The sequence below is a fragment of the Streptomyces spinosus genome (assembly GCF_020400655.1).
Taxonomy (GTDB): domain Bacteria; phylum Actinomycetota; class Actinomycetes; order Streptomycetales; family Streptomycetaceae; genus Streptomyces; species Streptomyces argyrophylli.
This window is the reverse complement of the sequence record NZ_JAINRC010000023.1, coordinates 41,632-63,836: the sequence shown is the minus strand read 5'-3', so window position 1 is coordinate 63,836 and position 22,205 is coordinate 41,632. Positions and strand designations below refer to the sequence as shown.

The window sequence follows — 22,205 nt, the reverse complement described above, 5'->3', positions numbered from 1 at the left end:
CAGGCCTTGCACCCGGGCGGCTGCCCGAGCCTTTCCCGGCCGGGCCATATGTGCTCTCTGATCGCAGACACTTCGTACTTCCCGCCAGACCCGCGGCGACGATCCGGCGCCTATGGCCGCCTCGGCGCCGGCCCCGTCGGGGCAGCCGGCCGCTGCCGCTCTGCCGCGTCGGGCGGCCGTGTCCGCCATCGTGCTGGAGCTTGAGCACCGGCTGGTGGAAGGCCGGGGCCGCCACTGTGACCACCTGCGACCGCACACCGTTCGTCGCGGATCACCGCTTCTCGGACGGACATCCGTCATCGCCGCGGGCGACGCCACCCGGCACTACGGGTTGCGCCCCGCCGCCTCCCCCGGTTCGCCGCCGCAAGCTTGGCGGCACTCACCCGGTCGCAGCGGACTCCGGGCCGCGCCGGGGTCCCTGAGGGGCTGCACCGGAAGGACTCCGGCGAACCGGAGCACCGCGCTGGTCCCCGCCCCGCCCGAACCGCCCCCGCCGGGACAGCGAGGCCGGGCCGCGGGTGAGAGGTCGGACCGGCCGCGCCTACGGGTGTGTGTCCGTGATCGCGATGACCTCGTCGAGGCGGTCCCGGGCGGCCTCCAGGTCCTCGATCCTGGCCTGGATGCGATCGCGCTCGACGCGCAGCATGGCACGTTGCGCGGCGTCGGTGTGCCCGGAGTCCCAGCACGGCAGGAGTTCGGTGATCCTCCGGCTGGTCAGGCCGGCGGCGAACATCTGCTGGAAGAAGCGGACCAGGGAGATGGCCTCCTGCCGGTACAGACGCTGGCCGGACGGGCTGCGCTCCGCGGTGAGCAGCCCCTGCTGCTCGTAGTAGCGCACGGCGCGCACCGAGACGCCGGCGCCCCGTGCCACCTCTCCGATGCGGATCAACCGCTCGGTCGCGTCCGCTGTGACAGACATGGTGATTCCTCTCACCCTGACTCTGACGGCCGGCACTTGCCTCTGACGTTAACGTCAGGTTTTAGCGTACCGGACATGGACATCAACAACTCCGTCGCCCTTGTCACCGGAGCCAACCGCGGCTTGGGCCGTGCCTTCGCCCAGCGCCTGCTCGAACGGGGCGCCCGCAAGGTCTACGCGACGGCCCGCCGACCGGAGACCGTGAACCTGCCCGGGGCCGAGGTGCTGCCCCTCGACATCGCCGATCCCGCATCCGTGAGGGCCGCCGCCGAGGCCGCCCCGGACGTCTCGCTGCTCGTCAACAACGCCGGAATCAATACGGGGACCGACCTGGTGACAGGTTCGCTGGACGCGGTGCGGCGCGAGCTGGAGACCAACATGTTCGGCCACCTCGAAATGATCCGGACGTTCGCGCCGGCGCTCGCCAGGAACGGCGGGGGCGCGATCGTCAACGTCCTCTCCGCCATGTCGTGGTTCGGGGGCCGGGGCGCCGGTGCCTATCACCTGTCGAAGGCCGCCGCCTGGGCCATGACCAACGGCGTCCGCCTGGAACTCGCCGAGCAGGGCACGCTCGTCACAGCGGTGCACCTGGGCCTCGCCGACACCGACATGGCCGCGGGCTGGCCCGTGGACAAGATCGCTCCGTCGGACCTGGCCGACGCGGCGCTCGACGGGGTCGAGGCGGGCTCCGCCGAGGTCCTCGCCGACCAGTGGAGTCGGGATGTCAAGTCCCGTCTGCCCCTGACGCCGGAAGAGTTCAACTCCGCGATGGACCGCGCCCTGGCGGCGCTGACGGCGGCCTGAGGACCTCCTCGGGGCCACAGCGACGCCGGCCGGCTGTTTCTCCGCCGGTCTCTCGAACTCCTCCGCTCCCGCCGGGTTCGTGGTGCCGTGTCGCCGGTCAGGCGGGCCTGATGGTCAGGTGAGGAACCTCGTCACCGGCTCCTCCTGCGACCGGCGTCCTGCTGAGCCCCGCTTGGTGTTCCGGCGGGCCGCGGCAGCGACCGTGGGGGCGGCCTGGTCAGCGGTCGCCGGGTCGCGGGGCCGGTCCGGCGCCGGGAACGGTGGTCGCCGGATCGCAGGCCCGGTCCGGCGCCGGGAACGGTGGTCGCCGGATCGCAGGCCCGGTCCGGCGCCGGGAACGCGGGGCTCGCCCGCCGCCGCCCGCGGCCCGGGCGGCGGGCTCAGCGGAGCAACAGGTCGCGGATCGCCCCCGTGATCTCGTCGGGCGCCTCCTCCGCCATGAAGTGTCCCGCCCCCGTGAGCCGGTGGTCCAGGTCCGGCGCCCACGCGCGCCAGACCGCGGCGGCGTCGTAACCCAGTCGCACGCCCCAGTCCTGCTGGACGACCGTCACGGGCATGGCCAGCTGGGAACCGGCGTCCCGGTCCGCCTGGTCGTGTGTGACGTCGATGCCCGCCGAGGCCCGGTAGTCCGCGACGATCGACGGTACGGCCGCGGCACTCGCCCGCAGGTACGCGGCCCGGACCGGTTCCGGTATGGCGGCCGGATCGCCGGCCCAGGCATCGAGGAAGGAACCGAAGTAGGCGTCCGCGCTGTTGGCGATCATCGTCTCCGGCAGTCCCGGCGGCTGCGCCATGAGGAACAGGTGGTAGCCGACCGCCGCCGGGACACCGTGCAGCACGTCCCACATGTCCAGCGTCGGCAGGACGTCGAGGATGCCGAGGTGTGTGAGGGTCTCGGGATGGTCCAGCCCCGCCCGGAAGGCGACCAGGGCGCCCCGGTCGTGGCCGACCAGAGCGAAGCGCTCATGGCCGAGAGCCGCCGCCAGAGCGACGACGTCGGCGGCCATGGTGCGCTTGGAGTACACCTCGGGACCGGTGGCCGCCGGCTTGTCGCTGGCGCCGTAGCCGCGCAGGTCGGGACAGATCACCGTGTGCTCGCCGGCGAGCCGCTCGGCGACGTGCCGCCACATCAGGTGGGTCTGCGGAAAGCCGTGCAGCAGCACGACCGGGCTGCCGCCGCCGCCGACGGCGGCGGCCAGCTCCACGCCGTCCGTGCCGGGCAGGCGGACGTGGTCGAAATCGGGAATGGTGGGCGTCATGAGCTGCCCTTCCTGGGGTCGGCGGACCGGTGAGTGTCTCGGTCCGGGGACTGACCGGGTCAGCGCGGGCGACGGCGATCAGCAGCCGATCAGTGCGCTTCGACGCCGCACACCGGCCGCCCGCAAGATGGAGGGCATGCGAATCGACGTGCTCGGTGCCGTGCGGGCCTCCCGCGATGACGGCACACCGGTCGACCTGGGCGGGCCCCGCCACCGCGAGGTGCTCGCCCGGCTCGTCGCCGCCGGGGGACGGATGGTCGCCACCGACACCCTGGTGGACGACCTGTGGGCCGAGCCGCCGGTGCGCGCCGTGGGTGCGTTGCGCACGTTCGTCGCCGCGCTGCGCCGCGCCGTCGAACCCGACCGGCCGCCCCGCACCCCGCCGCGCGTCCTCGTCACGGAAGGCCCCGGCTACGTGCTGCGCCTCCCGCGCGAGAACGTCGACGTCCACCGGTTCGAGGACGCCCTGGCCCGCGCCCGGCGTACACCCGATGCGCTGACCGACCTCGACGCGGCCCTCGCGTCCTGGCGCGGCCCGGCCTACGCCGACGTGACCGGCTCCCCCTGGGCCCAGCGCGAGCGGACCCGGCTGGAGGAGCTGAGGCTGGAGGGTGTGGAACTGCGCGCCCGCCTCCTCCTCGACTCCGGCGCAGGAGCCGAGCTGGTCGCCGAACTGGGCGCCCACGTCGCCGAACACCCCTGGCGCGAGCCCGCCTGGGGACTGCTGGCCCGCGCACTGCACCGGGCGGGCCGTCAGGCGGACGCGCTGGCCACCCTCCGCCGCGCCCGCACGATGCTCGCGGACCAGCTCGGGCTCGACCCCGGTGCCGACCTCCGGCGCCTTGAGACGGACATCTTGAACGGAGTCACGACGCTCCAGCCCGCGCGTACCGTGTGGACCGCCGGAGTACGGCTCGGCCCGCGCACCACTGTCGAACTGGCGCGCACCCTGGCCCTGGCCGGTGGTGACGCCCTCGTCCACGCGCGGCGCGACCGCCTCGCCGCCGCCCAGGCCGCGGAGCGCACCGGGGACATCGCCCTGACCGCCCGCGTCATCGGCGCCTACGACGTACCCGCCCTGTGGAGCCGGGCCGACGACCCCGAGCAGTCCCGCGCCGTCGTCGCGGCGGCCGAGCGCACGCTCGCGGCGCTCGGTCCGGACGGCCCCGCCGAGCTGCGCGCCCGGCTGCTGACCACCGTCGCGGTCGAGAGCCGCGGCGCCGACCTGTCCGGCACCGAACGAAGGCGTGCGGGACAAGCGGCGCGCGAGGCGGAGGCGCTGGCCAGGGAGCTGGGCGACCCCGCCCTGCTGGTGTTCGCCCTCAACGGCGTGTTCCTCCAGTCCTTCACCCGGCCCGGGCTCGCTGCGGCACGGGACGTCATCGGCATCGAGATGCTCGACCTGGCCACCCGGCACGAGCTGTCGAACTTCGCGGTGCTCGGCCGGCTCGTCCGGCTGCAATCCGCCTCCGCTCTCGGCGACCTCCATGCCGCGACCGCCCACGCCGAGGCGGCCGAGCACCTCGCCGTCAGCACCGAGGCCTCTCTCGTACCCGTCCTCACCGGCTGGTTCCGGGCCCGGGCAACGGCCGCCCGCAGCGCCGAACCAGGCGGACCGACCGCCGCCACCGCCGCGGCGCACTACCGCGTCGCCGAGGACGCCCTCGCCGGGACGGCGGCCATGCCGGGACTGCACCGGGGCCTGTTCGCCCTCGCGCTCCTGGGCCTACGTCTCCTGCACGGCCGTCCCGCGCCCACCGACTCCGCCCTCGACTGGGGCCCGTACCATCCCTGGACGCACCCCTTGGTGCTGCTCGCCCGGAACCGGGCCGAGGAGGCCCGTATCGCCCTGGCCAGGGCGCCCGAACCACCTCTTGATCACATGCAGGAGGCGCTGTGGTGCCTGACCGCCCACGCCGCCGCCCGCCTCGGCGAGCGCCGGATCGCCGCCCGCGCCGCGACGGCTCTGCGCCCGGCCCACGCCGAACACGCGGGCGGGGCGAGCGGGATGCTGACGCTGGGGCCGGTGGCGCGGTACCTGGCGGAGGCGGAGGCGTGCGCCCGCGGGAGGTGACCGGCATCGTCCGCGGACCGGCTCCCACGTCCGCTCTCGCACCTGGGTCGGACAGGGACCTGCGGACCGGTCCCGTTCCCATGTGCCCGAGGGCGGCCGTGAGCCCTGTAGCCGCCGGCACCGGTCATTTCGCGCGTTCGGCTCTGTCTGCGGCCAGGACGCTGTCGAGTACGGCGGCGAACCTGTCCCGTGCTTCGTCGCGCAGGGACACGTAGCAGCGTGTGCCTTCCATACGTTGCAGCAGGAGCCCGGCGTCGCGGAGCACCTTGATGTGGTGGCTGAAGGTGGACTGGGCGAGCCGCACATCGAAGTCTTTGCGTGTGTGTTCGTTGCCGTCCGCGATGATGCTCATGACGTGGAGGCGGACGGGGTCGCCGAGGGCGGACAGCACTTTCGCGAGGGTGACGGCCTCGATGTCGGGATGGGCCAGTTCTCTGGGCATGAGTCCAGCATACTTCGAACATCGTCGATTATCGATTAATGTGGCGACGTGGGTCGCCGATGCCCGGCTGGGCCCTCGTCTCGGTCCCACCACCTGTCAGCGGAGTGAGGAAGTACCGTCATGAAGCAAGAGCCCATCCTCAACGGTCGCGTCGCGATCGTCACCGGCGCAGGCTCGGGGATCGGCCGGGCCACGGCGATCGCGATGGCCGAGGCGGGGGCCCGCGTCCTCGGTGTGGGCCGACGACGGACAGCCCTGGAAGAGACCGCCGCCGTCAACTCCAACATCGCCACCCTCGCCGTCGACGTGCGCTCCAAGCGGGCTCCCGAGCTGATCATCGGCGCGGCGATCGACCGGTGGGAGCAACTGGACGTGCTGGTGAACAACGCGGGCGCCACCGCACGCGTCTCCCTCCAGGAGCTGACCCGCGAGCGCATCACCGATCTGTTCGACCTCAACGTCATCGCGCCCACCATGCTCGCCCAGGCGGCACTTCCCCATCTGCGGCGCAGTCACGGCTCGATCATCAACATCTCCAGCACCTACGGCCACCGCCCGCAGCCCGGCGCCGCCCACTACGCGGCTTCCAAGGCCGCGCTGGAACAGCTGACACGTACCTGGGCGCTCGAACTGGCCGAGGACGGGGTCAGGGTGAACTCCATAGCGCCCGGACCGACGGAGAGCGAGGCACTGTCCCTGAGCGGTCTCACGGAGGAGGACGTGACAAGGGTCAAGAAGGAGCAGGCCGCACAGATTCCTCTCGGCAGGCGAGGTGAGCCCGAGGAAGTGGCGTCCTGGATCGTTCGCTTCGCCGATCCCGCGTCGACCTGGCTCACGGGCCAGGTCCTCACGATCGACGGCGGGCTTGAACTCGTCTGATCCGCGTGCCTGTCGGGACTCGTGGGCCGGTTCCGGGTGGCTCTTCGCGGTCGGCCCGCCATGGTCCGGTCCCGTGGCGTTCGGCCGGCCCGCCGCCGGGTGCCTCATCTCGGGTCCGGCCAGGTGCTCGTGAGCCCGGACGGTCGTGGAATCCGCCGGCACCGCCCAGGCCAGATCCTCCTCGGCGTCGGCCTGGGCCGTCAGCGGCGTGAAGACCCGCTCCGTCACTCGGTCTGCGGAGATGCCGCTGCGGTCACGGCAGCATGATGGTGCCCGACCGCTCGATCACCTGCTCGGCGCGCGCAGCCATGGCCTCGTCGATGGGCGGCGGCGTCTCCCCCGGGCGCGCGGGCGTGCTGTGGTCCAGCATGAGCTGTTCCAGCCCGGGCGGCGTGTAGATGAACAGCAGCCTGGCGGCGTGCACGCCCGTGTTCCTGAATCCGTGCCGTACCCCCTTCGGCACGTGGATGAAGTCGCCCGCCACGGCGGTGAAGACGTGGTCGCCGTCGATGAACTCCAGCTGCCCGTCCAGCACGTAGAAGGTCTCGTCCTCCTTCGTGTGCGCGTGTGGGATCGGGCCGCCGCCGGCCGGAATGGTCGCCTCGATGAAGCCGATGTTCCCGTTGGTCTGCGCGCCTGTGGCCTTGACCGTGTAGACGTCGTCCGCGCCCCACACGGTCGGACCTTCGCCGGCCGGGACGTAGAGCGCGCCGCGCCTGTCCCACATCGGGTCGTCGGGTGCCACTTCGTTCAGCAGGAAGCTCATGGGTTGCTCCGATGGTCGGTGCGACGCCGGCCACCTCCGCGCCGGACCGGGTGCGAGGGCAGTCATGGCGGCCGGTGCCCAGCATCGAAACGCACATTTCCTTGTCGTGTCAAATACGTGTTCCGAGGTTCAGCGTTCCGGGCGGTAGGTCGCGATGATCACTCCGCTGCTCGTCGGCCGGGCCTCGACCAACTGGAGCCTCTTCATGGGGGCGTCGTCGGTGAACAGCTTCTTGCGGCCTTCACCGGCCACTACCGGGTGGATGAGCAGCACGAGTTCGTCGAGCAGGTCGAGTTCCAGGAGCGAGCGGACCAGCGTGGGGCTGCCCGCGACGGTGATGTCCTTGCCCTCGCCCGACTTGAGCTCCTTGACGGCGGTCACGAGGTCACCCCTGATCAGCGTGCTGTTCGCCCAGTCCTCGACGCCGTCCAGCGTGGAGGAGACGACGTACTTGGGCGACTCGTTGATCCACTTCGCGAAACCGGCGTCCTCACCGCTGGTGACCGTCGGCCAGTACCCGGCCCACTCGGTGAACGTCACCCCGCCCAGCAGGATCGTGTCGGCCGTCTCCAACGTGCCGGCCAGCGCGGCGCCCATCTCCTCGTCGAACGCGAACTGCCACTCGTTGGGCGACTGGGCGACACCGTCGAGCGAGACGAACAGACCCGATACGAGCTTGCGCATGATTCCTCCACGAGTGATGCCGAGGGGTTCTCCCTCCGCCCCGGCCGGGGCGGGGCGACCCGTCGGCCACGTCGGGGACGTTAGTCGGGTGCCGGGAGCGAGGTCTTGTACAGAAGCGACAGCGGTTCCGTCGCGTCCGGTGCGCTCAGCTGGGTGGCGGTCCTTCCCACATACCGTTTCAGGGACCGCGCCAGGTGCGGCTGGTCGAAGTACCCCAGGCGGTGCGTGACCTCCTGGGCCGGCACGCCCTCCTGGATCAGCACCGCCGCCTGGCGGGCGCGGTGGATCTGCCGGACGGCGCCCTGGGTCAGGCCGGTCGCCGCGACGAAGCGCCGCTGTACCGTCCGCTCGGACACGTCCGGGCCGGAGCCGCCGAGCACCGCGGGGACGACCGGGTCCACGTCCACGATGCCCTCGCGCACCATGCGGCGCACGAACGCCTCGGCGTTGTCGTAGTCGGGGACGTGCCAGGCCGACCCCTTCAGCCACAGCGAGCGCCTCGTCACGTCGGGGATCTCCGCGCTGCCGCCCACCAGCCGGCTGACCGGGACGTGGGGCATCGACGTCCCCAGGGCGAAGCTGATCCCGAAGAAGACGGAATCCTCCGGGACCGGTGCGGGCGACGCCTTCGCCTCCGGGCCCAGCACCGCGGCCTGCGCCTCACCTCGGTGCTCCCAGAACACCAGCTCCCAGTGCGGCGTCGCCACGGACATCATCCGGCAGACGTCTTCGCTGCGGCTGCGCCACACTCGTTCCACGTACGCCAGCTCCGACGGCCGACTCTCGATCACCAAGCCCACTCCGGTCCCCCCAGCTCCAGCACAGGCCCTGGCCCGGCCATGGCACGTTCCGCAGCATCCTGTCAGCTCGCCGGCGTCCTTCGCATTCGGTCAGCGGCAGTCTCCACGGCCGGCCGGAAGGCGATCCCTCCTCGGGTGGCGCCCTTCAGCCTGTCCGCGTGACGGTGCCCCGGCGAGTTGGGCCTGGTCCGTCTCGTCCTCAGCACGATCAGGAACTGCTCACGCAGGACGAGCAGGTGGGGTGTTTCCGCAACGCCGCACGTCATCCGAAGCCATGGCGGACGATTCGGTATCCCGATACCGGTGCCACCGCTGGGCCCGGTCGGCGGCGGGCGCCGGCTTCCGGGCCGACGACGCGCGAGCACCATGCCGCGGGCCGGTGATCGACCGGGAGCCGCGCGTCAGCCCCGTACGACGAGGAGGAGCTTGACCACCTCGGCCGCCATCGCCAGTGCCATCTCCAGGACGGCGGCCGGCAGCCCGGACATGGGTTCCGTGGCAAGGCGGCCGTCTTCGCCGCGATGCTCGAGCAGGCGTGGCCGACCCCGCCGTGGAGGAGACCCTGACCGCCGAAGGCACGCGTATGACCACTGCCCGGTGATCCGTCGATTCGTGCGGACCCCGGCGGCTCGGTTCCCTGCGGTCGCGCCGGTGCGTCCCAGGACATGTGGGCCAACGGCAGCGCCCTCGACACGTCCCGGCCGGCACACGTGTCCGGTTCGGCATCTGACCGGCAAGACCCTGCCAGGCCTCGACAGCACCCCGCGCCGTCCGCAATTTGCTTGCTGAATCAACCATTTGCGGGATAACTTACAGGCCTCCACCTCAGTCTCGTGGGCCGGGCCGTCGGCCGAGCGCCCCTCAGCTATCCCAAGTCGGCCCGGAAGGCGCGCCGTTGCCCGGTCGGCAGTGCGGGTGAACCCGTTCCCGGCACGTGGCTCGGGACCGACAACACGGTCGACACAACGAAGGCGCCCAGTTGAGTTGTGCACAACTTAATCGCGCGCTATGTTTTTCCACGTCGCCACGGGGCGGAACCGCCCCGGAAGACACGTCCCTTGCACGCCCACTGCCCGAGGAGAGCCACCATGGACCTGAAGACCGTCTTCCGCCCCACCCGCAAGCGCATCGCCGTGCTGGGCGCCGTCGCCGGAGTCTCGGCCCTCACACTGACGGTCACCACTCCCGCCAGCGCGGCAAGGGCCGAGCACCGCGCCGCGGGCGAGAAGCCCACCGTCGTCCTGGTCCACGGCGCCTTCGCGGACGCCTCCAGCTGGAACGGCGTCGTCAAGCGGCTTCAGCACGAGGGCTATCCGGTGGTGGCACCCGCCAACCCGCTGCGCGGACTGGCCGACGACGCCGCCTACGTCCGCAGCGTCCTGGAGAGCGTCAAGGGGCCGGTCGTCCTCGTCGGCCACTCCTACGGCGGCGCGGTGATCAGCGAGGCCGCGACCGGCGACCCGAACGTCAAGGCGCTGGTCTACATCGGCGCCTTCCTCCCCGACAAGGGGGAAAGCGCACTGGAACTGTCCAACAAGTTCCCCGGCAGCACCCTCGGCGAGAACCTCAACCCCGTCACCTTCCCCCTCCCCGGCGGCGGCACCGGCACCGACCTGTACATCAAGGCCGACAAGTTCCACGACCAGTTCGCCGCCGACGTACCCAGGCCGACCACCGACCTCATGGCCGCCACCCAGCGCCCCATCGCCGCGAGCGCCCTGGAGGAGAAGGCCACCGAGCCCGCCTGGAAGACCATCCCCTCCTTCGACCTGGTCACCACCCAGGACAAGAACATCCCGCCGGCCGCCCAGCGCTTCATGGCCAAGCGCGCCCACGCCCACACCGTCGAGATCGCCGCCTCCCACGCCGTCTCCGTCTCCCGGCCGGCCGCGGTCACCCACCTCATCGAGCAGGCCGCCCGCGGCACCACCCGCTGACCCCGCGCACCCCCTCCGGCACCGGGACGACCGGAGCCGGGCACGGCAGTCGCGGGCACCGACCTCCGTACCACCGCACGAGAAGAGGACACACCATGAACAGCAAGCCGGAGAACAAGCCCACGGTCGTCCTGGTCCACGGAGCGTTCGCGGACGCCTCCAGCTGGAACGGCGTCATCGAGCGGCTGCGGCACGCGGGCTATCCGGTGGTGGCACCCGCCAACCCGCTGCGCGGACTGGCCGAGGACGCCGACGGTCTGCGCGACTACCTCACCAGCGTGCAGGGCCCCGTCGTCCTGGTGGGCCACTCCTACGGCGGCGCCGTGATCAGCCAGGCCGCCACCGGCAACGCCCAGGTCAAGGCCCTCGTCTACATCGCCGCCTTCATCCCCGAGGCGGGCGAGAGCGCACTGGAGCTGTCCGGCAAGTTCCCCGGCAGCACCCTCGGCCCCAACCTCGACCCGGTCGGCAACGGCACCCGGACCGACCTGTACATCAAGGCCGACAAGTTCCACGACCAGTTCGCCGCCGACGTACCGACGCCGACCACCGACCTCATGGCCGCCACCCAGCGCCCCATCGCCGCGAACGCGCTCGAGGAGAAGGCCACCGAGCCCGCCTGGAAGACCATTCCCTCGTGGAGCCTGATCGCCACGCAGGACTACAACATCCCGCCGGCCGTTCAGCGCTTCATGGCCGAGCGCGCCCACGCCCACACCGTCGAGATCGACGCTTCCCACGCCGTCTCCGTCTCCCAGCCGGGTGCCGTGGCCGACCTGATCGAACAGGCCGCCCGCACCGTCACCCGCTGACCGCCCACAGCCCCACCGCGCAACGGTCACGCACGCGGGCACTGGTAGCCCGGCCGGCCACCAGTGCCGGGCGACCGGAGGCACGAACGGTGCCCGCGCGACCCTGACCTCGGCCAACCCGCCCGCACAGGCCCCGCTGGAGAACGTCCAGCGGGGCTCCATGCCGTCCAGGCCGGGTGACGGGCGGCGCGGCGCATCACCCCGCGCTCAGGGCAGCGGGGCCGGGGCCGGCCGCCGGCACCGGTCGCCGTCGTGACCCGAGGGGATCACTGAGCCGGAGGCCAGGCGGGCAGGACGCGGTAGCTGTAGACCGGGGCCGGCGGGTTCCACCAGTGCAGACCGGTGACGTTGCCGAGGCCGTCCGTGCAGTCCTTGCCCTTGAAGATCTCCACGTTGGCGTACTTGAAGTTGGCCACGGACAGCATCGGTTCCGGAAGGTTCGTGCACGCTGTGTCGGTGGCCGGGATGGGGTACACCGTCCCGGTGAGATTCGTACCGGTGTAGAAGTTGGCCTGCCCCCAAGGGAGTTCGACTGCGGCGGCGGGTTGTGCGAGGGCCCCGCCCACGAGCAGCGCCGCTCCCGAGAGGCTGACGGCGGCAGCCGTGAGACGCGTGCTCCTGCGCATGTTCATGGTGCGCTCCTTTGCGCTGGTCCATCGGTGATGCGCCACCTTGCGGCAACGCACTCCGTTTACTTGACTCGTCAAGCATGAGGGGAATTCTCAACTCCCGCAACTGACAATCGAATTGACGTCCGTCACACCTTGAGCGGAGAAAAACACGCGAAAGATATTTAAGATATGTTTCATGAGCACTTCCTTGCCGTTCCGGGTGGCTCCGCGTTCGCCCTCCTACTGGCGCGTGACGTTCGACAGCCCCCCGATCAACCTGGTGACCTTCGAACTCTTCGCCGCGCTGGGGGATCTCCTTGACCGCATGGAGGCGGACGACGACCTCAAGGTCGTCGTCTTCGACAGCGCGGACCCCGACTTCTTCCTCGCTCATTTCGACATGCTCCCGCCCAGTGAGCCGTACACGGGCCCCACTTGGCTGGAGGTCGCGGGACGCATGGCCCGCTCCCGGGTCATCAGCATCGCCTCCCTCCGCGGCCGGGCGCGCGGGGTGGGCAACGAGTTCGCCCTGGCGTGTGACATGCGCTTCGCCGCCAGGGAGAACGCCGTGCTGGGACAGCCCGAGGTGGGGGTGGGCGTCACACCCGGGGGCGGGGCCCCGGAACGGCTGCCGCTGCTGGTCGGACGGGGGCGCGCGCTGGAGATCATCGCGGGCGCCGACGACTTCGACGCCGAGACGGCGGAGCGGTACGGCTGGATCAACCGGGCGCTCCCCGACGCCGAACTGGACGCCTACGTGGACCGCCTCGCCACCCGGATCGCGTCCTTCGACCGCCGGCCGCTCTCGGAGGTGAAGGCCCTGATCAACCGGTCCACCCTGCCGTCCGAAGCGGACCTGACGGCCGGCCAGGACACCTTCCGCGCCTCGCTGACCTGGCCGGAGGCGCACGACAGGATCGGCCGGCTGCTCCAGCGGGGCCTGCAGCAACGTGGCGACGTCGAGTACGACCTCGGCGACCACGTCGCCGGGCTGTGACCGTCCGCCGGCCCGCACCACTGCTCCCGCGTTCGTGACGCGACAGAGGCCCACCGGGCGTCCGGTGGGCCTCTGCGCGGCGCCCCGGCCGGTCACCGCCGGACGTCGCGTCCTCAGGACAGGTGCCGCGCGAACCAGTCGACGGCCGCGCCGCTGGCCGCGTCGAACTCCTCCAGGTACGGCGCGAAGTGTCCGCCCGGGATCAGCTCCAGCCGCTTGGGCTCCAGCGCGCGCTCGTACGCGGCGAGTGCCATGTCGGCCGGCGTCATGGTGTCGGCACGGCCCACGATCATCAGCAGGGGCGTGGGGGAGATCCGGTTGATGTACACCCCGGGTTCGTACATACGGCTGTTGCGGCTCGATCGCAGCGTCAGCCTGTTCTCCCACGGGACGTCGGAGTCGTACGGCCGGAGGTAGAAGTCGACGACGTCGGGAGCGTGGTACAGAGCGGGAACGGCCGGGTCCTCGCTGACGATCGTGACCGTCACCGGGTCCTCCCCCCGCAACTGCGCGCGCTCGTCGTCGTCGTAACGCCGTTCGATCTGCGCCTGGTGCTCCGGCAGGACGCGACGCAGGCCGATCTCCATGCCGCTGACGATGGGTACCTGCGCCACGACGGCACGCAGCCGGCGATCGGTGGCACCGAGCACCAGGGCGTGGCCGCCGGCGAAGCTGGTGCCCCACAGACCGATGCGGTCCGCGTCGACCTCCGGCCGTGCCTCCAGGTAGGAGATCGCCCGGCGCCAGTCCGCGACCTGCTGCCACGGGTCGACATCGTGGCGCGGCGTTCCGGTGCTGGAACCGAAGGTGCGGTGATCGTGGGCCAGGACGACGAAGCCTGCCTCGGCGAAGGCCCTGGCGAAGGGTTCGAGTCCCTGGTCCTTGATCCCGCCGAGCCCGATGGCCATGGTGATGGCCGGCAGCGGCGTGCCGGCGTGGTCGGGCACGAAGAGCCAGGCCCCGAGGGTCGCCCCTTCCGCCGGTATCCCGACGTCGTGACGGGTGAAGGTCATGCGCATACCTTTCCGGGTCCGTGACGGCCCGCGTGTGTCCTACTGGGCAACGTGGCGGCCGAGGTCGAGTTCCACGCCGTCGGGTCGCTGGAGCCCGCGCTCGAACAGGGAGCGGACGCGGTGGGCGTTCTCGGGGCGTCCGGAGGTCTGGAAGAAGGCCTGCAGGCTGGCGCCGTAGGACTCCTCGGCGGGCAGGGACTCCGCGTCGACGAGGGCCTTGGTCCGGGTGATCGCCGTCTTGTCGAACCCCGCGACACGGCGGGCGAAGCCGTCGACGAACCGCTCCAGTTCACCGTCCGGCAGGACGCGGTTGACGTAGCCGTACGCCGCCGCGAGGCCGGCGGGGAAGTCGTCGGCGCCGAGCAGGATCTCCAGCGCGCGCCCGCGGCCCACCAGGTGGGGCAGCCGGCCACTGGGGTTCCCTCCGGGGACGGATCCGACGCCGACCTCGAACTGGCCGAGGACGGCACCCGGTCCGGCGAAGCGGATGTCGGTCGCCAGGGCGAACTCGCTGCCGGCGCCGCGGGCGCGGCCGTTGAGCTCGGTGATGGTGACGGCGGGGACCTTCCCGAGCCGGTACAGGTTGTCGGCGAACGGGTGGAGGCCGGAGGGGGCCGGCCGCATCGCGGCGACGCGGGACCGGTCGGCCAGCATGTCCCAGTGCGCCATGAAGAAGTCGGGGTTGGCGCTGCGGAAGACGACGGCGGTCAGCTCCGGGGCCTGCTCGATGCGGGTGACCAGCTCGGCCAGCTGCTCGATGGTGTCGGGGTCGATCAGGTTGATCTCGCCGTTGGAGAAGGTCACCCGCCAGTAGGACGGACCGACCTCTTCGACGGCGAACTGTTCGTGGGTGCTCATGGGTGTCTCCTCGGTTGGGGTGTACGTGTGTTTCCGGAGCCGTGCCGTGCCGCTCGTGCCGCGCCTGACCGGGCCGGGGCAGGGGGGACGTGGTCACGACGAGGGGCGGCCCTCGGGGGCGGCCGGGCGGTCGAGGCCCGGCAGGTGCCGCCCCATGCGCATCTCGAAGTCGCCGGGCCTGCCCAGTCCCTGTTCGCGCGCGGCGTCGAGCCGGCGCCGGCTGGCCGGGCGGGCCGCGGAGGTCCAGAACGCGCGGCCGGTACGGGCCTGGAGGGCGTGGGCGGGAAGCGAGACCTCGCCGACGAAGTCCTTCACCTCGACGAGCGCGACCTTGTCGAAGGAGGCGATGCGCTCCGCGACGTCCGTGACGAGCGTGTCGAGGTCGGAGTCCGGGACCGCCCGGTCGACATAGCCGTAGCGCTCGGCGAGGTCGGCGTCGTAGTCCTGGCCGGTGAGCATGATCTCCAGTGCCCGGCCGCGGCCGGTGAGGAAGGGCAGACGGTGCGTGGGTGCGCCGCCCGCGACGAGTCCCAGACCGATCTCGGGCTGGGACAGCACCGCGTTCTCCCGGCCGGCGTACCTCATGTCGCACGCCAGGACGAACTCGCTGCCCGCGCCACGGGCGCGTCCCCGGATCTTGGCGATCGAGACGAACGGGCCCTCGGCGATCCGCGCCAGTACGTCCAGCCATGGGGGAAGACCCGTGGGCCCGGCCGGCGGCGGGCTCTGGGGCAGCGGGGCGTCGACGTCGTAGTGCGCCAGGAAGAAGTCCGGGACGGCGCTGTCGAAGACCACGACGCGCACGTCGGGATCCTGCTCCAACTCTTCGACGAGAGCGGTCAGTTCGCTGATGGTGTGGCGGTCGATGAGGTTGAGCGGCGGATGGTCGAAGGTGATCCGCCACACCCGGGGATCCGACCTGTCCATCACGAGGCGCTGCTGTGCGTTAACGGTGACCTCCGGGGATGCCGAGCCTGGGACCTGTTTTCCAATCTAGCATCTGGATTGGAAAACACGTCTCAGCGGTAGGATGGGGGTATGCCGAGAAGAAGCCATGCAGCCCCGACAGGTGAGGCACGTTGCTCCATCGTTCGCTCGCTGGAGGTCTTCGGCGACCGGTGGAGTCTGCTGATACTGCGGGAGGCCTTGAACGGAGCGACCCGTTTCTCGGAGTTCAGGGAACGCCTGCACGTGGCGAGCGATGTCCTCACCCAGAGGCTCGGCGTCCTGGTGGACGGCGGAGTGCTGGACAAGCGGCCCTACCAGGAGACGGGCACCCGGTCGCGGATGGCCTACCACCTGACCCCCGCGGGGCGTGAACTCATGGTGGTCTTCGGCGCGCTCCAGCAGTGGGGAGACCAGTACTGCCCGCACCCCGACGGCCCGCTGGTGCGCCGGGGCAGCAGGTCGAGCGGCCGCCCCCTGCGTGTCGCCTTCGTCGACGAGACCGGCCGGGAGACGCCGCTGGAAGACGTCGACCTGGCCTCACCGGTCGAGACGGATGCCGAGCGGCCGGTGGCGTAGCACCCGGCGGCAAGGCGCGGCCCGGAGGCGTCCGGTGGGTCGAGGCGAGCCGGCCCGCCCGGTCAGAGCGGACCGGGCCGGTGGACGACGAGGGCGATCCGGACCCGGTTGTTCAGTTCGAGCTTGGTCAGGACGTGGGAGACATGTGTCTTGACCGTCGGGATGCTCAGGCCGGGCGCGGCCCTGCTGCTGCTCGGCCTGGTGCCCCTGGCCGAGCGCCTTCTCGCCCACCTGGAGGTGTGGAGCCTCCCCCGCCCTGACCGACCTGGCCCTGACCGCGGCGGGCTCGTCGCGCTGCTCCTGGCGCCGCGGAGCCGGGGCGTCCCGGCCCCCGGCCTGCCGAACTCGCGGGAGCGGTGACCCGAGCCCCGTCCCGCAGGTCATCCTTGCGGGGCGGGGTCCGTCCAGCGCGGGACACTTCGCCCATGGTGCGGGTGTCCCGACGAGGGCACCCGCGGCGAGGCGACCGGTCAGCCCACCTCGGTCACGAACCGGGTCAGCGTGTCCGCGAAGTCCCACGGCGCCTCCACGTGGGGGGCGTGCCCGGCACCGGGCAGGATCTGCACCGCGCCGCGCCAGAGCGTCGGCATGGTGAGACCGAGCAGGTAGTCCAGGCTGACCAGTTGTTCGCCCTCGCCGTGCAGTACCGCGAGGGGCCGCGTCAGCTCCGCCACGACGGCGGCCTCGTCGGCGAAGTTCCCCGACTCGATGCACGCCAGGAGGCCGGCACGAGCCCTGCCGTCGGTGGCGAGCACGTCGGCGACGAAGGCGTCGGTGGACAGGGTGGAGCCGGGCGCGAGGAAGGCCGTGGCGAAACCCCGGGCCGCCTCGGCGTCGACCTCCGCGGTGAAACCCACGTTCATCGCGGGGTTCGGGAGGAACGCCCTGCCCACGTCGGTGACGCGCCCGACGGGCGGAGTGCCGACGAGGGCGAACCCGGTGGCGCCGGGCAGCCGCTCCGCCGCCTCCAGTGCGATGTGCCCTCCCAGGCTCCATCCGACGACGACGGCGTCCTCGGCGTCCGTCTCGCCGACGAAGGACGCGAGGAGGGAGGCGTAGCCCGGCAGCGAGTAGTCCTCGGGATGCCGCGCGGGCGCTGAGCCGCCGTGCCCCGGCAGGTCGGGTGCCAGGCACCGGAACCGCTCCCCGAAGGTGCCGTGCAGCAAGGGGTCCCAGACCCGGGCCGACGAGGAGTTGCCGTGCAGGAGGACGACGGTCCGTCCGTCACCCTCCGACGTCCTGTAGGTGATGTCCTGACCCGCGATGTCGATCCGTCGTTCCCTCACGGCGCTTCCCTCCCTGTATGGCGATGCGTCCGGACTCCGCCCGGCGGCCGCGAACGTGTGGCGCGGCGCGTCCGGTCAGGCCGGGCCCGGACCGGGCTCCACGCACGGGCGGGCCGGCCGGGACGGCGTCGCCCGCGCCGCGGGTCTCACTGCGAGGCGGCGAGGGTGAGGGCGGCCGCCACCGCGACGACGAGGAAGAGCACCGGAGCCATGGCGCCGCCACGGCTCGCGCTGTCGCCGTAGTCGCCCCACTTGACGTGGTACCTGATCGCTCCCAGGAACAGGACGGCCATGCCGACGGCCGCGGCGATGCCCAGGGGCTGCCACCAGATGCCCACGACGAGTCCCACCGCCGCGGCCACCTCGGCGAGGCCGATGAAGCGGACCAGCCCGGTGCCGAGTCCCTTTGCCACGAGGCCGTTCGGCACATCGCCCTTCAGCTGCACCTTGGGTACGCCGGCGGCGAGGGAAAGAAGGGCGAGGAGGACGCTGAGAACAACAGCGGCAATGTACATGACAGTCCTGACGTTGAGATGGGATGAAGAACGTTGGGTCGAAACGGATGAGGGTGCTCGCGCGCCCTGCCCCCGCGCGTAGGCGCGGCGCGGAGCGGGGCGTCTTGAGGGAGGGAACGCACGAGCCCACGCCCGGATCGGCACACGGTGACCCGAGCCGGGCAGGGCGGGCGCTCGCGCCCTCAGGTGCCGATCTTGCGCAGAGCCGCCGCCAGCCCGGCGAGGTCCAGGCCCGCGAGGTGGTCGAGGAAGTGGCGTCGGACGGATGCCAGGTTGGTCGGCCAGGCCTTCTCCAGCCGGGCGAACCCCGCGTCGGTGAGGCTCGCGTGCCAGCCGCGGGCGTCCTCCGCCGACCTGACCCGCCGCACGAGCCCCCGCCGCTCCAGGCGGTCCACCAGCCGCGTCAGACCGCTGACCGACATCTCCACCGCGGCGGCGAGGTCACCCATGCGCATCTGCCGGTCCGGGGCCTCCGAGAGGTTCATCAGCGCCAGGTATTCGACGAGAGGGAGCCGCTGCTCCCGGACCATGTCGGCGTCGACGGCGCGCGGCATGGCGTGGATGACGCGGTCGAGCGCCCGGACGACGGCCTCCTCGTCCGCGGTGAGAGGACGCGGTTCCCGGTCAGCGGGCTTCGAACGCCGTGCGTCGGAGGACATGCTCCCCACCGTACGTGTCCGAGGGCCCGGGACGACCGGGCCGGGGCGGCGGGAGCGGCCCGTCCCGCCCGGCCGGCCGGGTGCTGTCTGATCTTGGTCATGCCGAGACCCTTCGCGAAGGCGCAACCCGGCGACGGTCCGGGATATACTTGCTGCGACAAGCAATCTACCATCGAAGATTGTAACGTCAAGTAAAGGGTGCGATGCCCCGCCACCGGGGAAGCCGAGTCCACCCCGATCGGTCGGCGTAGCGTTCATCGAGCGAAACACGAGGATGTGACCATGGCACCGAAGCCCGCAGCAACCACAGACGGCGTTCGCCCGCTGTCCGCGGACGAAGAGGCCGTCGTGCGGTCCCTTCCCTGTCTGATCTACGCCCTGCCGCGCGCGATCGACGCCGACATGATGCGTGAGCAGCGGATGTCCAACACGGAGTACCTGACGCTGATGCACCTGTCCGAGGCGCCCGGCCGGCAGATGCGCATGGGCGTCCTCGCCGGCGCCTGTGAGATGTCGCTCAGCGGCATGACCCGGGTCGTGCACCGCCTGGAGGGCCAGGGTTACATCCAGCGCGTGCGGTGCGACCAGGACGGCCGCAGCTGGCACGCCTACCTCACCGACAGCGGGCTGACACGCCTGGAGGAGGCGTGGCCGAGCGCGCTCGCCGCCATACGCCGGCACTTCCTCGACCATCTGGAGGGTTTCGACCTCGCCAAGCTCGCCGCCGCCCTGCGGAACGTCGCCGTCTGATCCCCGCGCCCCGGCCGGCGCACGGCCGGCCCGGCCGGGGCGGCGTTCACCCCCCCCGGCCACCACGGAGGCGTGCGTACTCCTTACAGGACCGCGCCGGGTGTGCCCCGTGTGGCGTACGGCACAGGTTCCGGTGGGACGGCCGACGAGATACGTGGTTATATTTGCTTCGCGTAGCAAGTTCCTCGGCGCCGCGCCTCCGGTTTCGTCAGCGGCGATGGCTCACACCTGACGAGCGCACGCGGCCCGCCGGACACCCGATCGTTCTCCACTGCCCAGCAGTGCACACCACGTAGGAAATCGAGATGGCTGCCAGCATCACCGACGTCCCGTCAGAGCACCCTCGGACCACGCGTGTCCTCACATTCGGGGGCACCGGCCGGCACCGTGGCACACACGCCGACGAGGACCGGTGCGCTCCCGCCGGCGACTTCGTGGGGCACGGCCGTCACCGTCGACCGGCGGGCACGCCCCTGATGCCACCCGCCGCCCTCCTCGGAAGCGGCGACGACCGGACGGCAGTCCGGCCCGGCCGGAACTGAAAGCGGCCGGCCCGAGTGCCGTCCGGCCGGTGGCGGCCGACGACGCCGCGGTCCTCACCGCGGCGTCCGCACCGCGGACAGCCCCGTACCGCTGTCGCGTCCCGCACGGCGCATCGCGCGCCGGCCGAGAGCAACCGGTGACTCAGCCGGGGAACCCTCAGTCCATCACGGCGGCCGGCACAGCCGTCGACACGACAGGCAGGACACACATATGCACTTCGGGATCTTCGGCGTGGGTGACGTGGCTCGCGACCCGCTGTCCGGGCGGACGCCCACGGAGCACGAGCGGATCAAGGCACTCGTGGAGTACGCGAAGCTCGCGGAGGACGTCGGGCTGGACGTCTTCGCGATCGGCGAGCACCACAACCCTCCTTTCGTCCCGTCCTCCCCCACCACGCTGCTCGGGCACATCGCGGCACGGACCGAACGGATCCTGCTGTCGACGTCCACCACACTGATCACCACCAACGACCCGGTGAAGATCGCCGAGGACTACGCGATGCTGCAACACCTCGCGGACGGCCGGGTCGACCTGATGCTCGGCCGTGGCAACACCGGCCCGGTCTATCCCTGGTTCGGCCAGGACATCCGCAACGGCATCGAACTGGCCGTGGAGAACTACGCCCTGCTGCACCGGCTGTGGCGTGAGGACGTGGTGGACTGGACCGGACGGTTCCGTACCCCGCTTCAGGGCTTCACCTCCACTCCGCGCCCGCTCGGCGGTGTTCCGCCCTTCGTCTGGCACGCGTCCATCCGCAGCCCGGAGATCGCCGAACAGGCCGCGTACTACGGTGACGGCTTCTTCCACAACAACCTCTTCTGGCCCAAGGAACACGTGCGCAGGCTGGTCGACCTCTACCGGAGCCGCTTCGAGCACTACGGACACGGCCCCGCCGACCACGCCGTCGTCGGCCTCGCCGCCCACCTGTTCGTGCGCAGGAACTCGCAGGACGCCGTGCGGGAGTTCCGCCCCTACTTCGACGGCTCCGCCGCGTACGGGAACGGTCCGTCGCTGGAGGACACGATGGCCCAGACGGCGGTGGTCGTCGGGAGCCCGCAACAGGTGATCGAGCGCGTTCTCGCCTACCGCGAGAACGCGGGCGGCGACTACCAGCGGCAGTTGTTCAACGTCGACGGCATCGGCGTCCCGCACAGGACCGTGCTGGAGCAGATCGAATCGCTGGGCGAGATCGTGCCCGTCCTGCGCAAGGAGTTCGCCAGGAGCCGGCCCGCCCACGTGCCGGACGCCCCCGTGCATCCCTCCGTGGGCGCGGCGGCCGGACTCGCAGGCGCTGAGGGCGGACGATGAAGCGCACGCTCGCCGTGGTGTCGGCCGGCCTGCGGCTGCCGTCCACGACCCGGATGCTCGCCGACCGGCTCACCGACGGTGTCCGCGCCGAGCTGGAGGGGCGCGGGGCCCAGGTCGACGTCGAGGTCGTCGAGGTACGCGACCACGCGCACGACCTGGTCAACCACCTGATGGCGGGCTATCCGTCACCCGGGCTGGGGCGCGCGTTCGACGCCGTGACGGCCGCCGACGGCCTGATCGTGGTGACGCCGACCTTCACCGCCTCGTACAGCGGGTTGTTCAAGATGTTCTTCGAGTGTCTCGAAGACACCGCTCTGGTGGACAAGCCGGTGCTGACAGCCGCCACCGGAGGCACCGGGCGGCACTCACTCGTCCTCGAACACGCGGTGCGACCCCTGTTCGCGTACCTGCGCGCGGTGGTCGTGCCCACGGCGGTGTTCGCCGCGACGGATGACTGGGGCTACGGCAGCGGCGACACGCAGGACCCGCTGGTGCGGCGTATCGGGCGAGCTGCTCGGGAACTCGCCGACGCGGTGGCACGGCGTGAGGCGCCGACCGTCGAGGATCCCCACGACGGTCTCGTACCGTTCGCGCGGCTACTGGAGGGCGGGGAGTGAGGTGAGCCGTCGCGGTGCGGCGGCTGCCGGTTCCACCGCCGTGCCGGTACGGTCCTCGCGGGCACGGTGCCCCGGAGCGCCGAGCGCGTCCGGGGCACCGTGCGGAGGCTGTTCCGCGACGGGGGGCACGGGACAGCGTGCCAGCCGA

General features: G+C 71.6%; 24 protein-coding genes. 11 read left to right on the top strand and 13 right to left on the bottom strand.

Annotated elements, in window-relative coordinates; translation table 11 throughout:
* Nucleotides 1–541: 541 nt before the first annotated feature.
* Nucleotides 542–919 (bottom strand): MerR family transcriptional regulator, encoded by a 378-nt coding sequence (locus LG395_RS34950; RefSeq protein ID WP_225812824.1) that lies wholly within the window; start codon nucleotides 917–919, stop codon nucleotides 542–544.
* Nucleotides 920–994: 75 nt separating this feature from the next.
* Between LG395_RS34950 and LG395_RS34945 the strand changes: the two genes are divergently transcribed.
* The gene (locus LG395_RS34945) at nucleotides 995–1,723 is read left to right on the top strand and encodes an SDR family oxidoreductase (protein WP_225812823.1); all 729 of its coding nucleotides are present in this window, start codon (nucleotides 995–997) and stop codon (nucleotides 1,721–1,723) included.
* A gap of 380 nt (nucleotides 1,724–2,103) precedes the next feature.
* On the opposite strand, the gene LG395_RS34940 is transcribed toward LG395_RS34945, so the two are convergent.
* Nucleotides 2,104–2,982, bottom strand: a complete 879-nt coding sequence (locus LG395_RS34940; protein ID WP_225812821.1) for an alpha/beta fold hydrolase — start codon at nucleotides 2,980–2,982, stop codon at nucleotides 2,104–2,106.
* A gap of 136 nt (nucleotides 2,983–3,118) precedes the next feature.
* Here LG395_RS34940 and LG395_RS34935 point away from each other — a divergent pair, with 136 nt between their 5' ends.
* Nucleotides 3,119–5,056 carry an AfsR/SARP family transcriptional regulator gene (locus LG395_RS34935; RefSeq protein WP_225812819.1) on the top strand — a complete coding sequence of 646 codons (1,938 nt, stop codon included), beginning with the start codon at nucleotides 3,119–3,121 and terminating at the stop codon, nucleotides 5,054–5,056.
* A gap of 124 nt (nucleotides 5,057–5,180) precedes the next feature.
* Here LG395_RS34935 and LG395_RS34930 read toward each other — a convergent pair whose 3' ends face one another.
* Nucleotides 5,181–5,498 carry an ArsR/SmtB family transcription factor gene (locus LG395_RS34930; protein WP_225812817.1) on the bottom strand — a complete coding sequence of 106 codons (318 nt, stop codon included), beginning with the start codon at nucleotides 5,496–5,498 and terminating at the stop codon, nucleotides 5,181–5,183.
* A 120-nt stretch (nucleotides 5,499–5,618) separates the two neighbouring features.
* Between LG395_RS34930 and LG395_RS34925 the strand changes: the two genes are divergently transcribed.
* The gene (locus tag LG395_RS34925; protein ID WP_225812813.1) at nucleotides 5,619–6,377 is read left to right on the top strand and encodes an SDR family NAD(P)-dependent oxidoreductase; all 759 of its coding nucleotides are present in this window, start codon (nucleotides 5,619–5,621) and stop codon (nucleotides 6,375–6,377) included.
* Between the two features lie 253 nt (nucleotides 6,378–6,630).
* Here the strand turns inward: LG395_RS34925 and LG395_RS34920 are convergent, their stop codons facing one another.
* From LG395_RS34920 to LG395_RS34910, 3 genes are all read right to left on the bottom strand, one after another.
* A complete protein-coding gene (locus LG395_RS34920; RefSeq protein WP_225812812.1) occupies nucleotides 6,631–7,143 on the bottom strand; it encodes a quercetin 2,3-dioxygenase in 513 nt (170 codons plus the stop codon).
* A 129-nt stretch (nucleotides 7,144–7,272) separates the two neighbouring features.
* Nucleotides 7,273–7,827, bottom strand: a complete 555-nt coding sequence (locus LG395_RS34915; protein WP_225812810.1) for a dihydrofolate reductase family protein — start codon at nucleotides 7,825–7,827, stop codon at nucleotides 7,273–7,275.
* Between the two features lie 80 nt (nucleotides 7,828–7,907).
* Nucleotides 7,908–8,627, bottom strand: coding sequence for a helix-turn-helix domain-containing protein (locus LG395_RS34910; RefSeq protein ID WP_372463508.1), 720 nt, complete (start codon nucleotides 8,625–8,627; stop codon nucleotides 7,908–7,910).
* A gap of 1,088 nt (nucleotides 8,628–9,715) precedes the next feature.
* Between LG395_RS34910 and LG395_RS34905 the strand changes: the two genes are divergently transcribed.
* A complete protein-coding gene (locus LG395_RS34905) occupies nucleotides 9,716–10,564 on the top strand; it encodes an alpha/beta fold hydrolase (RefSeq protein ID WP_225812808.1) in 849 nt (282 codons plus the stop codon).
* 95 nt (nucleotides 10,565–10,659) lie between these two features.
* Nucleotides 10,660–11,376 carry an alpha/beta fold hydrolase gene (locus LG395_RS34900; RefSeq protein WP_225812807.1) on the top strand — a complete coding sequence of 239 codons (717 nt, stop codon included), beginning with the start codon at nucleotides 10,660–10,662 and terminating at the stop codon, nucleotides 11,374–11,376.
* Between the two features lie 266 nt (nucleotides 11,377–11,642).
* Here LG395_RS34900 and LG395_RS34895 read toward each other — a convergent pair whose 3' ends face one another.
* Nucleotides 11,643–12,008 carry a hypothetical protein gene (locus LG395_RS34895; RefSeq protein WP_225812805.1) on the bottom strand — a complete coding sequence of 122 codons (366 nt, stop codon included), beginning with the start codon at nucleotides 12,006–12,008 and terminating at the stop codon, nucleotides 11,643–11,645.
* A gap of 175 nt (nucleotides 12,009–12,183) precedes the next feature.
* Here LG395_RS34895 and LG395_RS34890 point away from each other — a divergent pair, with 175 nt between their 5' ends.
* The gene (locus LG395_RS34890) at nucleotides 12,184–12,984 is read left to right on the top strand and encodes an enoyl-CoA hydratase/isomerase family protein (protein ID WP_225812803.1); all 801 of its coding nucleotides are present in this window, start codon (nucleotides 12,184–12,186) and stop codon (nucleotides 12,982–12,984) included.
* A gap of 113 nt (nucleotides 12,985–13,097) precedes the next feature.
* Here LG395_RS34890 and LG395_RS34885 read toward each other — a convergent pair whose 3' ends face one another.
* The 3 genes from LG395_RS34885 to LG395_RS34875 all read right to left on the bottom strand — a co-directional run bounded on the left by LG395_RS34885 (nucleotide 13,098) and on the right by LG395_RS34875 (nucleotide 15,782).
* Nucleotides 13,098–13,997 carry an alpha/beta hydrolase gene (locus LG395_RS34885; protein WP_225812792.1) on the bottom strand — a complete coding sequence of 300 codons (900 nt, stop codon included), beginning with the start codon at nucleotides 13,995–13,997 and terminating at the stop codon, nucleotides 13,098–13,100.
* A 39-nt stretch (nucleotides 13,998–14,036) separates the two neighbouring features.
* Nucleotides 14,037–14,855, bottom strand: a complete 819-nt coding sequence (locus LG395_RS34880) for an enoyl-CoA hydratase/isomerase family protein (RefSeq protein ID WP_225812789.1) — start codon at nucleotides 14,853–14,855, stop codon at nucleotides 14,037–14,039.
* Nucleotides 14,856–14,948: 93 nt separating this feature from the next.
* Nucleotides 14,949–15,782: an enoyl-CoA hydratase/isomerase family protein gene (locus LG395_RS34875; protein WP_225812787.1), complete on the bottom strand. Its 834-nt coding sequence runs from the start codon at nucleotides 15,780–15,782 to the stop codon at nucleotides 14,949–14,951.
* Nucleotides 15,783–15,893: 111 nt separating this feature from the next.
* Between LG395_RS34875 and LG395_RS34870 the strand changes: the two genes are divergently transcribed.
* Together LG395_RS34870 and LG395_RS34860 are read left to right on the top strand one after the other, a co-directional pair.
* On the top strand, nucleotides 15,894–16,379 hold the full coding sequence (locus LG395_RS34870; protein ID WP_225812785.1) for a winged helix-turn-helix transcriptional regulator: 486 nt from the start codon (nucleotides 15,894–15,896) through the stop codon (nucleotides 16,377–16,379).
* A 150-nt stretch (nucleotides 16,380–16,529) separates the two neighbouring features.
* Complete coding sequence (locus tag LG395_RS34860) at nucleotides 16,530–16,739, top strand: hypothetical protein (protein ID WP_225812783.1); 210 nt, start codon at nucleotides 16,530–16,532, stop codon at nucleotides 16,737–16,739.
* 110 nt (nucleotides 16,740–16,849) lie between these two features.
* Here the strand turns inward: LG395_RS34860 and LG395_RS34855 are convergent, their stop codons facing one another.
* The 3 genes from LG395_RS34855 to LG395_RS34845 all read right to left on the bottom strand — a co-directional run bounded on the left by LG395_RS34855 (nucleotide 16,850) and on the right by LG395_RS34845 (nucleotide 18,839).
* Nucleotides 16,850–17,665: an alpha/beta fold hydrolase gene (locus tag LG395_RS34855; RefSeq protein WP_225812782.1), complete on the bottom strand. Its 816-nt coding sequence runs from the start codon at nucleotides 17,663–17,665 to the stop codon at nucleotides 16,850–16,852.
* A gap of 146 nt (nucleotides 17,666–17,811) precedes the next feature.
* A complete protein-coding gene (locus LG395_RS34850; protein WP_225812780.1) occupies nucleotides 17,812–18,180 on the bottom strand; it encodes a DoxX family protein in 369 nt (122 codons plus the stop codon).
* Nucleotides 18,181–18,362: 182 nt separating this feature from the next.
* Entirely contained in the window at nucleotides 18,363–18,839 is a 477-nt protein-coding gene (locus LG395_RS34845) for a MarR family winged helix-turn-helix transcriptional regulator (protein WP_225812779.1), read from the bottom strand.
* Between the two features lie 282 nt (nucleotides 18,840–19,121).
* On the opposite strand from LG395_RS34845, the gene LG395_RS34840 reads away from it, so the two are divergent.
* The 3 genes from LG395_RS34840 (at nucleotide 19,122) to LG395_RS34830 (ending at nucleotide 22,057) form a co-directional block, all read left to right on the top strand.
* On the top strand, nucleotides 19,122–19,589 hold the full coding sequence (locus LG395_RS34840) for a MarR family winged helix-turn-helix transcriptional regulator (protein ID WP_225812778.1): 468 nt from the start codon (nucleotides 19,122–19,124) through the stop codon (nucleotides 19,587–19,589).
* A gap of 753 nt (nucleotides 19,590–20,342) precedes the next feature.
* Nucleotides 20,343–21,440: a CE1758 family FMN-dependent luciferase-like monooxygenase gene (locus LG395_RS34835; RefSeq protein WP_225812777.1), complete on the top strand. Its 1,098-nt coding sequence runs from the start codon at nucleotides 20,343–20,345 to the stop codon at nucleotides 21,438–21,440.
* On the top strand, nucleotides 21,437–22,057 hold the full coding sequence (locus LG395_RS34830) for an FMN reductase (RefSeq protein WP_225812776.1): 621 nt from the start codon (nucleotides 21,437–21,439) through the stop codon (nucleotides 22,055–22,057). The genes LG395_RS34835 and LG395_RS34830 overlap by 4 nt, the downstream gene beginning before the upstream one ends.
* The last annotated feature ends 148 nt before the right edge of the window (nucleotides 22,058–22,205 follow it).

What these genes read in the sequence shown, in the direction of transcription:
- LG395_RS34835 (WP_225812777.1), top strand. Translation starts at nt 20,343, where the DNA reads ATGCACTTCGGGATCTTCGGCGTGGGTGACGTGGCTCGCGACCCGCTG.
- LG395_RS34920 (WP_225812812.1), bottom strand. Translation starts at nt 7,143, where the DNA reads ATGAGCTTCCTGCTGAACGAAGTGGCACCCGACGACCCGATGTGGGAC.
- LG395_RS34950 (WP_225812824.1), bottom strand. Translation starts at nt 919, where the DNA reads ATGTCTGTCACAGCGGACGCGACCGAGCGGTTGATCCGCATCGGAGAG.
- LG395_RS34905 (WP_225812808.1), top strand. Translation starts at nt 9,716, where the DNA reads ATGGACCTGAAGACCGTCTTCCGCCCCACCCGCAAGCGCATCGCCGTG.
- LG395_RS34940 (WP_225812821.1), bottom strand. Translation starts at nt 2,982, where the DNA reads ATGACGCCCACCATTCCCGATTTCGACCACGTCCGCCTGCCCGGCACG.
- LG395_RS34900 (WP_225812807.1), top strand. Translation starts at nt 10,660, where the DNA reads ATGAACAGCAAGCCGGAGAACAAGCCCACGGTCGTCCTGGTCCACGGA.
- LG395_RS34890 (WP_225812803.1), top strand. Translation starts at nt 12,184, where the DNA reads ATGAGCACTTCCTTGCCGTTCCGGGTGGCTCCGCGTTCGCCCTCCTAC.
- LG395_RS34845 (WP_225812779.1), bottom strand. Translation starts at nt 18,839, where the DNA reads ATGTCCTCCGACGCACGGCGTTCGAAGCCCGCTGACCGGGAACCGCGT.
- LG395_RS34885 (WP_225812792.1), bottom strand. Translation starts at nt 13,997, where the DNA reads ATGACCTTCACCCGTCACGACGTCGGGATACCGGCGGAAGGGGCGACC.
- LG395_RS34935 (WP_225812819.1), top strand. Translation starts at nt 3,119, where the DNA reads ATGCGAATCGACGTGCTCGGTGCCGTGCGGGCCTCCCGCGATGACGGC.
- LG395_RS34830 (WP_225812776.1), top strand. Translation starts at nt 21,437, where the DNA reads ATGAAGCGCACGCTCGCCGTGGTGTCGGCCGGCCTGCGGCTGCCGTCC.
- LG395_RS34895 (WP_225812805.1), bottom strand. Translation starts at nt 12,008, where the DNA reads ATGAACATGCGCAGGAGCACGCGTCTCACGGCTGCCGCCGTCAGCCTC.
- LG395_RS34880 (WP_225812789.1), bottom strand. Translation starts at nt 14,855, where the DNA reads ATGAGCACCCACGAACAGTTCGCCGTCGAAGAGGTCGGTCCGTCCTAC.
- LG395_RS34850 (WP_225812780.1), bottom strand. Translation starts at nt 18,180, where the DNA reads ATGTACATTGCCGCTGTTGTTCTCAGCGTCCTCCTCGCCCTTCTTTCC.
- LG395_RS34945 (WP_225812823.1), top strand. Translation starts at nt 995, where the DNA reads ATGGACATCAACAACTCCGTCGCCCTTGTCACCGGAGCCAACCGCGGC.
- LG395_RS34925 (WP_225812813.1), top strand. Translation starts at nt 5,619, where the DNA reads ATGAAGCAAGAGCCCATCCTCAACGGTCGCGTCGCGATCGTCACCGGC.
- LG395_RS34870 (WP_225812785.1), top strand. Translation starts at nt 15,894, where the DNA reads ATGCCGAGAAGAAGCCATGCAGCCCCGACAGGTGAGGCACGTTGCTCC.
- LG395_RS34840 (WP_225812778.1), top strand. Translation starts at nt 19,122, where the DNA reads ATGGCACCGAAGCCCGCAGCAACCACAGACGGCGTTCGCCCGCTGTCC.
- LG395_RS34875 (WP_225812787.1), bottom strand. Translation starts at nt 15,782, where the DNA reads ATGGACAGGTCGGATCCCCGGGTGTGGCGGATCACCTTCGACCATCCG.
- LG395_RS34915 (WP_225812810.1), bottom strand. Translation starts at nt 7,827, where the DNA reads ATGCGCAAGCTCGTATCGGGTCTGTTCGTCTCGCTCGACGGTGTCGCC.
- LG395_RS34930 (WP_225812817.1), bottom strand. Translation starts at nt 5,498, where the DNA reads ATGCCCAGAGAACTGGCCCATCCCGACATCGAGGCCGTCACCCTCGCG.